This is a genomic window from Lelliottia sp. 7254-16, from assembly GCF_002922995.1.
Taxonomy (GTDB): Bacteria; Pseudomonadota; Gammaproteobacteria; order Enterobacterales; family Enterobacteriaceae; genus Enterobacter; species Enterobacter jeotgali.
Map to the genome: position 1 here is coordinate 292,741 of NZ_PQVS01000002.1, position 15,236 is coordinate 307,976.

The 15,236-nt window shown below is 55.2% G+C and carries 15 protein-coding genes; 13 read left to right on the forward strand and 2 right to left on the reverse strand.

The features are described from left to right. Positions 1-86: 86 nt before the first annotated feature. Positions 87-1,139, forward strand: a complete 1,053-nt coding sequence (locus C3708_RS04235; protein WP_103948889.1) for an ABC transporter substrate-binding protein — start codon at positions 87-89, stop codon at positions 1,137-1,139. After that, complete coding sequence (locus C3708_RS04240) at positions 1,139-1,822, forward strand: molybdate ABC transporter substrate-binding protein (protein WP_103948890.1); 684 nt, start codon at positions 1,139-1,141, stop codon at positions 1,820-1,822. The genes C3708_RS04235 and C3708_RS04240 overlap by 1 nt, the downstream gene beginning before the upstream one ends. 87 nt (positions 1,823-1,909) lie before the next feature. On the opposite strand, the gene yghU is transcribed toward C3708_RS04240, so the two are convergent. Continuing rightward, positions 1,910-2,779, reverse strand: a complete 870-nt coding sequence (gene yghU, locus C3708_RS04245) for a glutathione-dependent disulfide-bond oxidoreductase (RefSeq protein ID WP_103948891.1) — start codon at positions 2,777-2,779, stop codon at positions 1,910-1,912. Between the two features lie 247 nt (positions 2,780-3,026). Between yghU and C3708_RS04250 the strand changes: the two genes are divergently transcribed. From C3708_RS04250 to C3708_RS04300, 11 genes are all read left to right on the forward strand, one after another. Then, positions 3,027-4,616, forward strand: a complete 1,590-nt coding sequence (locus C3708_RS04250) for an ABC transporter substrate-binding protein (protein ID WP_095283356.1) — start codon at positions 3,027-3,029, stop codon at positions 4,614-4,616. A gap of 54 nt (positions 4,617-4,670) precedes the next feature. Then, positions 4,671-5,624 (forward strand): ABC transporter permease, encoded by a 954-nt coding sequence (locus C3708_RS04255; protein ID WP_103948892.1) that lies wholly within the window; start codon positions 4,671-4,673, stop codon positions 5,622-5,624. Between the two features lie 6 nt (positions 5,625-5,630). After that, on the forward strand, positions 5,631-6,476 hold the full coding sequence (locus C3708_RS04260) for an ABC transporter permease (RefSeq protein WP_103948893.1): 846 nt from the start codon (positions 5,631-5,633) through the stop codon (positions 6,474-6,476). Continuing rightward, entirely contained in the window at positions 6,469-7,446 is a 978-nt protein-coding gene (locus C3708_RS04265; protein ID WP_103948894.1) for an ABC transporter ATP-binding protein, read from the forward strand. Before C3708_RS04260 ends, C3708_RS04265 begins: the two co-directional genes overlap by 8 nt. After that, positions 7,443-8,417 (forward strand): ABC transporter ATP-binding protein, encoded by a 975-nt coding sequence (locus tag C3708_RS04270; RefSeq protein ID WP_103948895.1) that lies wholly within the window; start codon positions 7,443-7,445, stop codon positions 8,415-8,417. The genes C3708_RS04265 and C3708_RS04270 overlap by 4 nt, the downstream gene beginning before the upstream one ends. A 263-nt stretch (positions 8,418-8,680) precedes the next feature. After that, positions 8,681-10,546, forward strand: a complete 1,866-nt coding sequence (gene gss, locus C3708_RS04275) for a bifunctional glutathionylspermidine amidase/synthase (protein WP_103948896.1) — start codon at positions 8,681-8,683, stop codon at positions 10,544-10,546. A gap of 138 nt (positions 10,547-10,684) precedes the next feature. Next, a complete protein-coding gene (locus tag C3708_RS04280) occupies positions 10,685-11,236 on the forward strand; it encodes a peroxiredoxin (protein WP_095283350.1) in 552 nt (183 codons plus the stop codon). Positions 11,237-11,267: 31 nt separating this feature from the next. Beyond that, a complete protein-coding gene (locus tag C3708_RS04285) occupies positions 11,268-12,500 on the forward strand; it encodes a protein-disulfide reductase DsbD (protein WP_103948133.1) in 1,233 nt (410 codons plus the stop codon). Between the two features lie 20 nt (positions 12,501-12,520). After that, positions 12,521-13,081 (forward strand): sigma-70 family RNA polymerase sigma factor, encoded by a 561-nt coding sequence (locus C3708_RS04290; protein WP_095283348.1) that lies wholly within the window; start codon positions 12,521-12,523, stop codon positions 13,079-13,081. After that, positions 13,068-13,694, forward strand: coding sequence for a DUF1109 domain-containing protein (locus C3708_RS04295; RefSeq protein WP_103948897.1), 627 nt, complete (start codon positions 13,068-13,070; stop codon positions 13,692-13,694). Before C3708_RS04290 ends, C3708_RS04295 begins: the two co-directional genes overlap by 14 nt. A 92-nt stretch (positions 13,695-13,786) precedes the next feature. Then, positions 13,787-14,560 (forward strand): HNH endonuclease, encoded by a 774-nt coding sequence (locus C3708_RS04300; protein ID WP_103948898.1) that lies wholly within the window; start codon positions 13,787-13,789, stop codon positions 14,558-14,560. Positions 14,561-14,606: 46 nt separating this feature from the next. Here the strand turns inward: C3708_RS04300 and C3708_RS04305 are convergent, their stop codons facing one another. Continuing rightward, positions 14,607-15,221, reverse strand: coding sequence for a DUF2238 domain-containing protein (locus C3708_RS04305; RefSeq protein ID WP_103948899.1), 615 nt, complete (start codon positions 15,219-15,221; stop codon positions 14,607-14,609). Between the last annotated feature and the right edge of the window lie 15 nt (positions 15,222-15,236).

Sequence of the window (15,236 nt, forward strand, 5' to 3'; positions counted from 1 at the left end):
GATGTAATCCATACCCCCAAAGCATACGAAGATCCGCTGCTCGAATCGTTATATAATCCATTTCATAACGAAAGTGAGAGGGCATTATGAAAAAACGATTTTGGCAGGGAATTACCTTTAGTTTACTGATTTTACTCCCGTTATCTTCTCAGGCATCTCGTCAGATAACCGATCAAATTGGCCGCACTGTCACCGTTCCCGACCAGGTTGATCGGGTGGTCGTGCTTCAGCATCAGACGCTGAACCTGCTGGTGCAAATGAATGCCACCGACAAAATCGTTGGCGTGATGGCGAACTGGAAACAGCAGCTTGGCGAGGGTTACGCCCGTCTGGCTCCGGGGCTGAATCAGAAAGCGACGCTCGGCGATCTCACCCACGTAGACCCTGAGAAACTGATCGCCCTGCACCCACAGGTGGTGTTTGTCACCAACTACGCGCCGCAGGAAATGATCGACAAAATCAGCAGCCTGGGCATCCCGGTTATCGCCATCTCCCTGCGCCACGACGCAGCGGGGGAAAAAGCGAAACTCAATCCAACGATGGCCGACGAAGAAAAAGCCTATGACCTGGGGCTGCGCGAGGGTATCACCCTGATCGGTGAGATCGTTAACAAACCGCAGGAAGCCAAAGATCTGATCGACGCTACTGATAAGGGTCGCAAAATGGTCAGCGATCGTTTGAAGGACATTCCGGCAGAGCAGCGTATTCGCGCTTATATGGCTAACCCGGAACTGACCACCTACGGTTCTGGAAAATACACCGGCCTGATGATGGCTCATGCTGGCGCACTCAATGTGGCGGCGGCGACCATCCAGGGCTTCAAAACCGTGGCGATGGAGCAAATCATTGCCTGGAATCCGCAGGTGATCTTCGTGCAAGATCGTTATCCGTCTGTGGTCGATGAAATCAAAAATTCATCACAGTGGCAGGTGATCGATGCCGTCAAAAACCACCGCGTCTATCTGATGCCGGATTACGCCAAAGCGTGGGGCTACCCGATGCCGGAAGCAATGGGCATCGGTGAGTTGTGGATGGCGAAAAAACTCTATCCTGAGAAGTTTAAAGATATCGATATGCGTAAGGTCGCGGACGACTGGTATCAGCGTTTCTACCGCACCCATTACGAAGGTATCGACTGATGCGCGTGCTGGCGGCGGGCAGCCTGCGCAAAGTATGGTCGTCATTACTGGCACACTTTCCGCAATCGGTCGAAACCCATTTTGGCCCGGCAGGGCTATTGCGCGAACGCATTGAAGCAGGGGAACCGTGCGATCTGTTTGCGTCTGCAAATGTTGCCCATCCGCAGGCGTTGCTTCAGCAAGGACAAGCACGTTCCGTGGTGCCGTTTGCCAGCAACACACTTTGTCTAACCGTGCGCAGCAACGCGCTGCGCGAGGGCGATGACTGGTTCACTTTGCTCACGCGTCCCGACCTGCGGGTGGCGACGTCAACGGCGGGGTGCGACCCTTCTGGCGACTATACGCAGGAGCTGTTTACGCGCATGGGTGAAGCGGGTATTGCGGTGCGTGAGCGGGCAATGGCGCTGGTCGGCGGGCGAGATAGTGCGCCAATTCCGACAGGTAAACTGGCAGCGGAATGGGTCATCCAGAGTGGCCAGGCGGACCTGTTCATCGGCTACGCCAGCTACGCGCCTGAGCTTCGTCAGATAAACGGTTTGAGCGTGCTGAACATTCCGGAGCCTATTAACCCGCGTGCGGAATATGCCTGTGCAGTGATGACACCACAGGCAGAGAATCTGGCGGAGTTTTTACAGTCGGAAAAGGCAAAGGCGATATTGCAGCAGGCGGGTTTCGGCGTGTAATTATGCCGGATGGCACTGCGCTTATCCGGCCTACAAAACAAACGTAGGCCCGGTAAGCGCAGCGCCACCGGGCAATGTGTCATCGTATTAGGCCGGACGTTTGTCTTCGGTGTGGGTATCGAAGTCGCTCGCCGCATGACGTTCATGCAGCTGTTCGCTCGGCTCGCCAAAGGTCCGGTTGACGATACGGCCTCGTTTCACCGCCGGGCGCTCGGCGACTTCTTTTGCCCAGCGCTGGACGTTCTTGTAACTTCCCGCATCCAGGAATTCGGCGGCGTTGTAGACGTTACCGAGCACCACGTTGCCGAACCACGGCCAGATGGCGATATCGGCAATGCTGTACTCATCACCCGCCACATAGCGACCGCGACCTAACTGCTTATCCAGCACGTCGAGCAGGCGTTTGGACTCCATCGTGAAACGATCAATCGCGTACTCAATCTTAACCGGCGCATAGTTGAAGAAATGACCGAAACCGCCGCCGAGGAATGGAGCAGAGCCTTGCAGCCAGAACAGCCAGTTCAGAGTTTCGGTGCGTCCCGCCGGATCTTTTGGCAGCAAGTGGCCGAATTTTTCTGCCAGGTACAGCAGGATATTACCGGATTCAAATACGCGCAGCGGCGGGTTCACTGAGTGGTCACGAAGTGCCGGAATTTTCGAGTTAGGGTTCACGTCCACAAAACCGCTGGAGAACTGATCGCCCTCGCCGATGCGGATCAGCCACGCATCATATTCCGCACCCGTCACGCCGAGCGCCAGTAGCTCTTCCAGCATGATTGTTACTTTCTGGCCGTTTGGCGTGCCAAGGGAATAAAGCTGCAGCGGATGTGCGCCAACCGGGAGTTCTTTTTCATGGGTTGCGCCAGAAACCGGGCGGTTGATATTAGCGAACGCGCCGCCGTTGTTGTTCTGTTTCCATTCCCACACTTTCGGTGGCTGGTAAGTGTTGTCGGACATGTTGATCTGCCTTTTTAGTGATGTGTTGAGGCAGTGTAGCAGGAGATTCGTGAACCATTTAACGTTGCGAGCGCAATAGATTAGGCGCTATTCCTTCGGGCGCTTATATATATCAAAACGGTTATAAGCTTAATCGAAAATCGCATTTTCATTGTTAATGCGCAATATGACAAAGCTGAATATGATGCTTCTGAATAAAAAGAACTTTTCAGTATTAAATACTTTTATGGCAAGGAGTGAGTTGGATATGCGCAAGCTACTGTTATCTGCTGTTCTGGTGTCCTTGGCGTTGGCCGCAGCGGGCTGTGATGATGCTAAAAAGAATGAAACGGCGAACGCGCCAGCGGCAAAAAGCGATGCGCCAAAAGACGGTGGTTCGCTGATTATCGGTATTACCTCCGGCGATCCACTGGCCGTGAACCCGCTGTACGCCAGCGACCGCACCACGCTGACTATCATGCAGGCGCTTTACGCTCCGCTCTACAGTTTTAACGACGGCAAAATCGAATGGGGTCTTGCCGAAAGCCTGACGCCGTCCGCCGATAATCTCAGCTACACCCTGACCTTAAAACCAAATCTGAAATGGCAGGACGGCCAGCCGCTGACCGCCGAAGACGTGGTTTTCACCTTCAATAAACTCCTTGAAGCGAAACAGCACAGCTTCTTCCGCAGCATGTTCACTTACGGCGGTAAGCCAGTAGAAGTCAGTAAGGTTGACGATCGCACCGTTAAATTCACATTACCGCAGGTCAGCGCGGCATTTGCTGGAACCCTGGTGCAGATCTACCCGATTCCTGAACATGTGTTCGCGAAAGAAGACGATCTGGAAAAGAGCACCAAAAACGATGCGCCGGTCGGTTCCGGCCCGTTCAAGTTTAAAGAGTATCGTGCCGGGCAATATTATTCCCTGACCCGCTTCGACGATTACTGGAACGGCAAAGCGAAGCTCGATTCCGTGACCTACCGTTTTGCCAAAGACAGCAACTCGGCAAACCTCGCCCTGCAAAACGGCGAAATCAATCTGAAGATGGTCGACCCACAGGACGTCAGCCGCCTGAAAAACACCGGTAAGTTTGATTTTGTGGTCTACCCGGAAGGCCGTCTGGCGTACATGACCTTCAACCAGAACGTGCCGGTGATGAAGAGCAAAGAGCTGCGTCAGGCGATTGCGTATGCCATCAATAAAGACGAGTTGACGCAAACTGCGTTTACCTCGCTGGATTACGCCAAACCGGCCACCTCGTTCCTGACGCCGGACACGCTGTATCAGACCAACGACGTTGAGCAGTACAAATTCGATCAGCAAAAAGCCAAAGATCTGCTGAAAGCGTCCGGCGCACCCGCCGATCTCAAGCTGCGTCTGGCTTATGTGAACACCAACAAAACTCAGGAGAGCATGGCGCTCTACATCCAGCAGCAGCTGAAAGGCATCGGCGTGAACGTCGAACTGATGCCGCTGGATTCCAACGCCATGTCCCAGCGCAGCCTGGATATGAACAACACCGCGTGGGAGCTGAATCTGGGCGGTTACATCATGGGCGCCGAGCCGGATGGCTACAAATCGCTGTTCATGAGCAACGAAGCCTATAACTATGCGCACTATAAAAATCCGCAGTTCGACGCCCTGTGGGACAAAGGTGCGGTAGAAACCGACCCTGCGAAACGTGCTGACATCTACAAGCAAATTCAGCAGACCGTGGCGAACGACATGACCTACTACCCGATCTCGTACACCAACGCGACGGTGGCAGTGGATAAACGCTTCGGCGGCACCCAGGAAGCAGAACCTAAACCGGTTTATATGTTCCAGGATCTTTCCAAAATCTATCAAAAATAAGCTGTTGCCCCGGTCAGTTGACCGGGGCTTTTTGTCTACACGTAAGGGCAAGTCGTGAATACATTACTGACGCGTCGGTTGCTGCAATTGCTGCCGATGCTGTTCTTTATTTCGCTGGTGGCGTTTTTGCTGGTCAAACTCGCGCCCGGCGATCCGGTGGCGGCGTATATCACGCCGAGGATGGCCCCGGAAGATATCGAGCGTATCCGCCAGAGCATGGGGCTGGATAAGCCTTTAGTGACGCAATACGTTCTGTGGCTGAAAAATGTTTTTCAGGGCGATCTGGGCTATTCGCTGATTTACCACCGCCCGGTGCTGGAGATGATCGGCGAGCGCATTCCGGCCACGCTCGGGCTGATGGGCGCTTCGCTGCTGATGGCGATTGTGCTGGCGATCCCGCTGGGCCTGTTGGCTGGAGCATTCAAGCACCGCTGGCTGGATCACATCCTGAACCTGTTCGCCTATATTGGCATTTCTGTGCCAATTTTCTGGTTCGGTATTCTGCTCATCACCGTTTTTGCCGTGCAGCTTAACTGGTTTCCGAGCATGGGGATGCGCACCATCGGCATGGATGACAACTGGCTGGACGTGGTGCGTCATGGCGTGTTGCCATGTATTGCGCTGACCTTCTATAACCTCTCCAGCTACGTGCGCTATATCCGCTCGAACACCATTTCCCAACTGTCCGCTGACTATGTACAAACTCAGCTCGCATACGGTGCCACACGCACCAGTATCCTGTTCCGGCATGTGCTGAAAAACGTGCTGCTGCCGGTGATCACACTGTTTGGTCTGTCGTTTGGCGAGCTGGTGGTTGGAGCTTACGTGACTGAAAGCGTCTTCTCGTGGCCGGGCATGGGACTGCTTGGGATCCAGTCGATCACCTCCCTGGATTATCCGCTGATCATGGCGATCATCATGCTGTCGTCGATGATGCTGATCGTCGGTAACCTGATCGCCGATCTGCTTTATCGCTTCGCCGATCCCCGCATTCGTACACTGAGGTAGCCCCGGATGAGCAGACGCTGGCAACAAGTTCGTCACCAGCTGCGCCGCAATCGTCCGGCGCAGTTCTCTTTATTAGTCCTGTTTATTTTTATCGCCGCTGCGCTGTGCGCGGGGCTGAGCCCTTACGATCCCGATCAGATGTCGCTCGGGGCGCGTACCCTACCGCCTGACGCCGCGCACTGGTTTGGTACCGATGAATATGGGCGGGATTACTTCACGCGCGCCCTGTACGGCGGGCAAATCTCGCTGATGGTCGGCTTTCTGGCGATGATTTTCTCCACCCTGATTGGCACGATCGTGGGCACCATCAGCGGCTATTTTGGCGGCTGGCTGGATAACCTGATGATGCGCGCCGTCGATATTCTGATGGCCATTCCGGCATTTTTCCTGCTGCTGGTGGTCAACGCCTATCTGAAGCCAGGCGTGGATAACATTATCTTCATTATTAGCCTGCTGACGTGGATGAGCATGTCCCGACTGGTGCGTGCTGAAACTCTGTCAGTCAAAGAGCGCGAGTATGTTCTCTATGCCCGCGCGTCGGGCGAACATCCGCTGCGGATCATCGTGCGCCACATCATTCCCGGTGTGTTGCCGACCGTTATCGTCGCCGCCACGCTCAATATTGCCTCGGCCATTTTGATGGAATCGACGCTCAGTTTTCTCGGTCTGGGCGTGCAAGCGCCAGCGGCGTCGTGGGGAAGTATGCTCAACAACGCCCAGTCATACATTGGCGAAGCCTCCTGGCTGGCGATGTTCCCCGGCATTTTGATTTTGCTGACGGTGTTCAGTTTTAACGTGCTCGGTGATGTCTTCCGCACCGCCTTTGAGCCGGGAGCGAACCGCGATGAATAACTTATTAGAACTCGATAACCTGCAAACCTCATTTCACACCCGCGACGGTGATGTGCAGGCAGTGCGCGGCGTGAGCTTTAATGTACAAGCGGGAGAACTTGTCGGCATCGTCGGGGAATCCGGGTGCGGGAAAAGCGTCACCTGCAAATCGATTATTCAGCTGCTCGGCAGCAACGGACATATCTCCGGTGGCAGCATTCGTTTCCAGAATGACGATCTGGCGCGCAAAACGCCTGACCAAATGCGCAAAATTCGCGGGAACGAGATTGCGATGATTTTCCAGGACCCGATGACCGCGCTGAATCCGGTGGTGACCATCGGCAAGCAGATGGCGGAGATCCTGGTGCGCAATAAAGGCCTGTCTAAAAAGGCGGCGAAGGCGTCGGCGATCGCCATGCTCGAAAAAGTCGGTATTGCCGAAGCGGAGCGCCGTTACGATCAGTATCCACACGAGTTTAGCGGCGGGATGCGCCAGCGCGTGATGATTGCTATCGCGCTCTCCTGTAACCCGAAACTGCTGATTGCCGACGAACCCACGACCGCGCTGGACGTGACCATTCAGGCGCAAATTTTGCGTCTGTTGAAAAGCCTGCAACAGCAAACGCAGACCGCCATTCTGCTGATCACTCACGATCTCGGCGTGGTGGCGCAGGTGTGCAGTCGGGTGGTGGTGATGTACGGCGGATTGGTGATGGAGGAGGGCAGCGTGGAGGATATTTTTTACCGCCCGGCGCATCCGTATACCCAAGGATTGTTGGCGTCACTCCCGCGCCCGGACGAGGCGAATCAACGTCTGTCACCCATCGAAGGTACGCCACCTGGTTTGCTCAATCCGCCGCCGGGCTGTCCGTTTGCCGAGCGCTGTCCAAAACGGATGCCGCAGTGTGATCGCCAACCGGCATTTTATTCCGTCGGAGAGGGCCACCGCGCGGCCTGCTGGTTATGGGCTGATAAGGAGGTTCAGATATGAGCGAGCAAAACAGGCCGTTAGTGAGCGTGCGTGAACTGCACAAGCACTATCACGCTCAGGGAGGACTGCTGCGTAAAGGCGTGGCGGTGAAAGCGGTTGATGGCGTGAGCTTTGATATTCAGCGCGGTGAAACTTTTGGCCTGGTCGGCGAATCCGGTTGTGGTAAATCGACGCTGGGACGCGCGATGCTGCGCCTGTTCGATATCACCTCCGGTGAGATTCACTTTGACGGGCAAGATATTGCGCAGATGAGTGAGAAACAGCTGAAACCGCTGCGTAAAAGAATGCAGGCTATTTTCCAGGACCCGTATTCGTCGCTCAATCCAGGGATGACGGTACAGCAACTGGTGGCCGAGCCGATGCAGATCCACGGTTACAGCCGTGAGGAGCAACGGGAGCGTACTGAAACGCTGCTCTATAAAGTGGGGCTTAAACAGGAACATCTGCAACGTTTTCCCCATGAGTTTAGCGGCGGCCAACGCCAGCGCATCAGCATTGCGCGTGCATTGTCGGTGCGACCGGAATTTGTGCTGTGCGATGAGCCGCTCTCGGCGCTGGACGTCTCGGTGCAGGCCCAGGTGGTGAACATTTTGCAGGATCTGCAGCAGGAGCTGGGGCTGACCTATCTGTTTATCGCCCACGATCTGTCGATGGTGCGCCATATCTCCAGCCGTATCGGAGTGATGTACCTCGGCAAGCTGGTGGAAGTGGCCCCGGCGGGCGAACTGTATTCCCATCCGGCGCATCCCTATACCCGCGCACTGCTGGCCGCCGTACCGCTGCCCGATCCGCGCATTCGGCACCTGGATCAAGCAACTCTGCGCGGAGAAATCCCTGGCCCCACGTCAACGCTTCCAGGCTGTAAGTTTTGCAGCCGCTGCCCGCACGCGATGCCCGTTTGCCGGTCGCAGGAGCCCGCAATGCAGGAGATCTCCCCCGGACATTTCGCAGCGTGTTGGTTGGATTTGTAGGCCGGGTAAGGCGAAGCCGCCACCCGGCACAAAGAGCGCACAGAACAAGTAGGCCGGGTAAGGCGCAGCCGCCACCCGGCAAAAGCGGCGTTACGGCCTGAAAGCCGGGCGGCGCTAATGCTTGCCCGGCCTACAATGACCAGGACCTACGCTGTGAATTTCCCCGTTATCAGGTGTATGATAAATCCACTTCTGTCTGATTATTATCAACGTGCGGACGACAACCTTCATCTTCTTGCCGCCTGCCTTTTTAGGTTGGATTCATGCGTAAAAATGGAAAGTTAAGCAATGACGCGCCGTTTGGGACGTTGTTAGGTTATGCGCCGGGTGGCGTGGCCATTTACTCTTCGAATTACAGCAGTCTGGACCCGCGGCACTATCCCGAGGACGCGGATTTTCGCAGCTATGTTGCTAACGAATACATGGGCCACAAATGGCAGTGCGTCGAGTTCGCGCGCCGCTTTTTGTTCCTCAACTACGGCATGGTCTTTACCGACGTCGGCATGGCGTGGGAGATTTTCTCCCTGCGCTTCCTGCGCGCCGTGGTAAACGACACCATCCTGCCGCTTCAGGCCTTTGCCAACGGGTCACAACGCGCGCCAGAAGCCGGATCATTGCTGATCTGGCAAAAGGGCGGTGAGTTTCATGAGACTGGCCACGTGGCGGTTATCACCCAATTGATGGGCGATAAAGTGCGTATTGCCGAGCAAAACGTGATCCACTCGCCGCTGCCCGTCGGCCAACAGTGGACGCGCGAGCTGCGCCTGTCGGTCGAAAAGGGCTGCTACACCCTGCATGACACCTTCACAGATACCACGATTCTGGGCTGGATGATCCAGACCGACGATACCGAACACAGCCTGCCGCAGCCGGAAATTGGCGGCGAACAGCTGAAAATCAGCGGGGCGCGACTGCCCAATAAACGCCAGTTTGACGGCAAATGGCTCAACGAAAACGATGCGCTTCAGCAGGCTTACGTTCGCGCCAACGGTCATGTGATCAACAAAGATCCCTGCCAGTATTTCACGATCACCGAAAGCGCCGAGCAGGAGCTGATCAAAGCCACCAACGAGCTGCATCTGATGTATCTCCACGCCACCGACAAAGTGCTGAAAGACGACAATTTACTCGCGCTTTTCGACATTCCGAAAATCCTCTGGCCGCGCCTGCGTCTCTCCTGGCAGTGGCGTCGTCACCATATGATCACCGGTCGTATGGATTTTTGTATGGATGAGCGCGGGCTGAAAGTGTACGAATACAACGCTGATTCGGCCTCATGTCATACGGAAGGGGGCTTAATCCTCGAAGAGTGGGTGAAAAACGGCTATCGCGGAACCGGGCACAACCCGGCGGAAGGGCTGCTCGAAGAGCTCACCGGGGCGTGGAAACACAGCAACGCGCGTCCGTTTGTGCATATCATGCAAGACAATGATATCGAAGAGGATTACCACGCGTTATTTATTCAGCGTTCCCTGATGCAGGCGGGCTTTGAGACCAAAATTCTGCACGGGCTGGAAGCGCTGAGCTGGGATGCGGCGGGGCAATTGATCGACGATGAAGGCCGCCACGTGAACTGCGTGTGGAAAACCTGGGCGTGGGAAACGGCCATCGAGCAGGTGCGTGAAGTTAGCGAAACCGAATACGCCGCCGTGCCGATTCGCACCGGTCATCCGCAGAAAGAGGTGCGTTTAATTGACGTTCTGCTGCGCCCGGAAGTGCTGGTCTTCGAACCGCTGTGGACGGTGATCCCCGGTAACAAAGCGATTCTTCCGGTGCTGTGGCAGCTGTTCCCTAACCATCGTTACCTGCTGGATACGGATTTTGAGGTTAACGAACTGCTGAGCAAAACCGGTTACGCGGTGAAACCTATTGCCGGTCGTTGTGGCAGCAATATCGATCTGATCAGCGCTGAAGAAGAGCTGCTGGATAAATCCAGCGGCAAATTTATCGATCGCAAAAATATCTATCAGCAGCTGTGGTGCTTGCCAAAAGTGGACGGGAAATACATTCAGGTATGTACTTTTACCGTCGGCGGCAACTATGGCGGGACCTGTCTGCGCGGAGATGATTCACTGGTTATCAAGAAAGAGAGCGATATCGAACCGCTGATCGTCGAGAAGGATAAATAGCGCTTTCATCGCATTGACGCTGCAACTGAACATCCGCAAGTCGCCCTTGCGGATGTTTTTTTATGGGCGGGCGAAACTTTTGCTCCTTCGCGGACGAACTATTATTCAGATAGCCCACTTTCCCTGATGGAGTTGACCATGAAAAGTTTGAAACTCGCTTCTGCCGCAGCCGTACTGACGCTTTCTCTGTTTTCCATGAACACCCAGGCCGCGCTCGAAGCCGGAGCCAAAGCGCCCGATTTTACCCTTCAGGGCGCGCTGGGCGGGAAGCCGCTGACCTTCACCCTCCAGCAGGCGCTGCAAAAAGGGCCGGTGGTACTCTATTTCTTCCCGGCGGCGTTTACTAAAGGCTGCACCCTGGAAGCTCACGCATTTGCCGAAGCGACGGATGATTTCAAAAAACTGGGCGCGACGGTGGTGGGGGTGACCGCCGGGAATGTCGATCAGGTGGATGAATTCTCGAAACTCGAGTGTCGCGATAAGTTTGCCGTAGCGGCCGATCCGGGGGCAAAAGTGGCGACCGAATATGAAACCCTGATGAAGGTGAACGGTAAAACGCTCTCGGATCGTACCTCGTTCGTTATCGCCCCGGACGGCAAAATCCTGTTGAGCTATACGGATCGTAACCCGGACGCACATATCCAGAAAACGATGGATGCCGTAAAGCTTTATGCGAAATCGCATTCGTAATTAACGCCGATTTTCGCCTTCGAGGTCCGCTATGTTAACCGCCATGTTTGCCGCCTTTCTGGGCGGCGTGATCCTGAATTTTATGCCCTGCGTTTTTCCGGTTATTTCCCTGAAGGCGCTGGGGATTATGCGCCATCAGGGCGATGCTGCTGGCGCACGGACCGAAGGGTTCGGGTTTCTGCTCGGGGTGATTTTTACCATGATGGCGCTGGCGGCAGTTTTGCTGGCGCTGCGTGCCGGGGGAACCGCCGTAGGCTGGGGATTCCAGCTTCAGTCGCCGCTGGTGATTGCGGTGCTGGCGCTGATCGTGCTCGGGGCGGCGCTCAATCTGCTCGGCGTGTTTGAAGTCGGACTGTCTTTGCAACGCGCTGGGGAAATTTCCGTCGGGCGCGGGGCGTTTGTCCGTTCGGCGTTAACAGGGGCGCTGGCTATTGTGGTCGCTACGCCGTGCTCTGCGCCGTTTATGGCGGGCGCTGTGGGCTATGCGCTGGTCCAGCCGCCTGCCGTTTCACTGGCGATATTCTTCGCGCTGGCACTCGGTTTTGCCGCACCCTTTACCCTCGTCTCGCTGTTCCCGGCGATTGCCCGTCGACTGCCGCGCCCCGGTGCGTGGATGGATGTCCTCAAACGTGGGCTGGCTTTCCCGATGCTGGGCGCGTTTGCCTGGCTGGTGTGGGTGCTGGCGCAGCAGGCCGGAACAACGGCGCTGGCGGTGATGCTGGCGAGTGCGGTAGTGGTGAGTTTTGCCGCCTGGCTGTACGGTATCGCCCAGCGCAGACACTATCTCGGTCAGTCGTACAAAGTGCTGTTGGCAATCACGCTGGTGTTTTTTGTCGTGGCTATCGCGCCGTTACCGCGGGCAATTTCCACCGGAACGGCGCAGTCCACTAACGTCGTCGCTGAAAACGTCGCACCGGTTAAATGGTCGCCGCAGAACGTGGCAGAAATGCGCGGTCATGGCAAAGCCATCTTTGTGAACTTCACTGCGTCCTGGTGCATCACCTGTCAGGTGAACGATCGCACATCACTGTCGACGCAGGCGGTGAAAGAGGCGATGGCGCGCACCGGTGCGGTGTATATGGTGGCCGATTCCACCAAATTTAACGCCGACATTGATGATGCGATGAATACGTTCGGGCAGGGCGGATTGCCGCTGTATGTGGTCTATCCGGCGGACGGGAGCGCGCCGAAGGTGCTTCCGCAGGTGCTGACACCGTCGATTGTGGTGAATGCCCTGAATCAGGCCGCCGATAAAAAAGCATGAGGTAAATGTCATGGCGGAATATGGATAACGGCTTTGCCCCGCGTGAGGAATGGCCTGAGTTGATGACAAAAGCTCAGGCTGGCGATCGTCACGCCTATACGCAGCTTTTGCGGGCGATCGTCCCGGCTATTCGTACGATCGCCCGCCGTCAGGTGTCCGATTCGGTGCTGGTGGAGGATGTCGTCCAGGATGTGCTGTTGACGGTGCATCGGGTGCGTCATACCTACGATCCGGGCTGTCCATTTTTGCCGTGGCTTATGGCGATTACTCAGGCCAGAGCAATTGATGCCCTGCGCCATCGCGGGCGCAACCAGCGCCGGGAAACGGATGCTGAAGAGGCGTTATCCGCCATCGCGGTTGAGGACAGTTCGGAGCATCAGGACATTCAGGAACAACTGACGCAAATCCTCGACAAACTGCCTGTGCGCCAGCGGCAAATTGTGGAACAGATTCACCTGCAGGAAATGACGCTTGCGCAGGCCGCGAGCCGTCATAATTTGACGATTTCGGCGGTGAAATCGCTGCTTCATCGAGCCATCACCAATCTTCGCCGGATGGGAGCGAACCATGACCAATCATGACGTGTTAATCGAAAAACTTAGCCAGCAGGCGCATCCGGTCACACGCCCGTGGCCCGACGGTTGGCGCGTGCTGGCGTGGACGCTGATGGCGCTGCCGTGCGGGTGGCTGAGCAGTTTGTTGGTGCAACGCGCAGTGACGGACTGGAGCCAGGCAGGAGCGCTTCTCGCGTCGTTTCAACTGCTGCTGACGTTTGTGATGGGGGTGCTGGCGATCCGTAACGCATTTTTAATCAGCATCGCCGGACGACGCCCTTTGAGCTGGAAATGGTTTATGCCGCTGCTGATTTTATGGCTGGGATGTGTGCTGGCGAGTCTTGGTCAGACAACGCTTATCAGCCATCGCGATGACGTGAGTTGCTACACTTTTATGATGACCGTCAGCGCGCCAATGATGCTGCTGGTCATTGGCTATTTGCGCCGTACCCGCAGTTTACATCCCCTACAAAGTCTGGTGACAGCAGGAGCCGGCGTGGCCTGTATGGCGCTGACGCTATTGTCGTTCTGCCATCCGGTCGAGGTGCATCCGCTGGATTTTGTTATGCACGTTGCGGCGTTCATCACTATTGTGGCCGCTACGGTGGCTCTGGGGTGGCGGTGGGTGGTGATTCGATGAGTGACGCAGAGCAATTTTATTTACAGTGTTAATTTAAGGTCTTCAGCAGTTATGCCGATAATATCTTTATAATCAACGATAAGGATATAAGCATGAACTATTTCTACGCCTATCACGGCCCTGCAAATAACGATGATTTCGAGTATCAAAAGGGTTACGGGGTCAACCGACAATCGACATGGGAGCGTGTTCAAACGGGGGATTGCGTCTTTGTTATTCAAAATCCTGGTAAGCAGGGGGAATATAAGCTTTGCGGTCTGTATGAAATAACGGGACATTATAAAACCGTTGGAAGCGCATATCCTCTTAGATTTACCTTAAAGAAAGTCAGCAAGAATGATGCGTTTATTACGCTGGATGAGCAGGCGTTGAATAAAGCGTTACCTGATATTGAAGGCGATCAACGTCTGAGTATTTTCAAACAGCATTTCTGCCGACAGGGCGCAACCTTCCAGGCTCCTCTCGACGAGGGGGTTATTGTGATTTTAAGTGACCTGCTGGGAAGTGATGACCTGGACGTGAGCCCCGTTGTCTTTCGAGAGGATGGGCTGCGAATGATGAAATTTCGCCGTGGCCAGGAGGAATTCCGCAATAGGGCACTGACAAACTGGGAAAACCGTTGTGCAATAACAGGTTCAACGATGGCTCTTGAAGCATGTCATATACAAAGTCATGCCAAGAAATGTGACTATTCGCTCGAAAATGGGATTGTTTTAGCGGCCGATCTCCACAAGCTATTTGATTCTGGAAATCTCAGTATCGAGAATAACAGAGTAATACTTTCGTCAGTCGCGCAACAAGAACCAAGGTATGCCGGATTGCATACCCAACTGCTGCGAACCCCTCTAAAACCGATTCGAATTTAACAGATAAAGCCCGCCAGATCGGGTGGGCTCATATTGTGACATCGTTTTACGCTTGTTCCAGCTGCTGCTGATGCCAGCGCCCAAGTACCATTACCGTGGTCAGCGCGCCGAGCAGGGCGCAGAACATATCTGACTGGGTATCCCACGGGTCGCCCTGAGTGCCGAGAAAATCATCCGCGCCTTGTCCCATGGCGAGCGCCGCCCACCATTCAATTAGCTCATACGTCGCGCTGATCGCCAGCGCAATACAGCACACGATAAAGCCCGTCATTTTGCGGCCATTGATGTAATTGCCACGCACTAAGATCTCTCTTGCGGCGAGAGCTGGCACCAGCCCCTGGAAAAAGTGGCCGAGCTTATCGTACGGGTTGCGACTGAGATTAAACATTTCCTGCACCTCAAAACCGACAGGCACTTTGGCGTAGGTGTACATCCCGCCGACCATCAGGATGATGGCATGAAAGAAGATCAGCGTGTAAAGCAGGGGCGTGAGCGGATAGCGTTTTTGGGTAGCCAGCAGCAGTGGCACGACGATCGCCACGGGAGTGACTTCCATCAGCCAGGTAATGCGGTCAGTGGTCATTAGGCCGGTATAAATCAGGAACAGCAGCAAGAGCAGCGCGCCGCCTTTTAATGCAGAGGAGAGTGTTGTCAGGCTCATGTCAAATTACGTGTT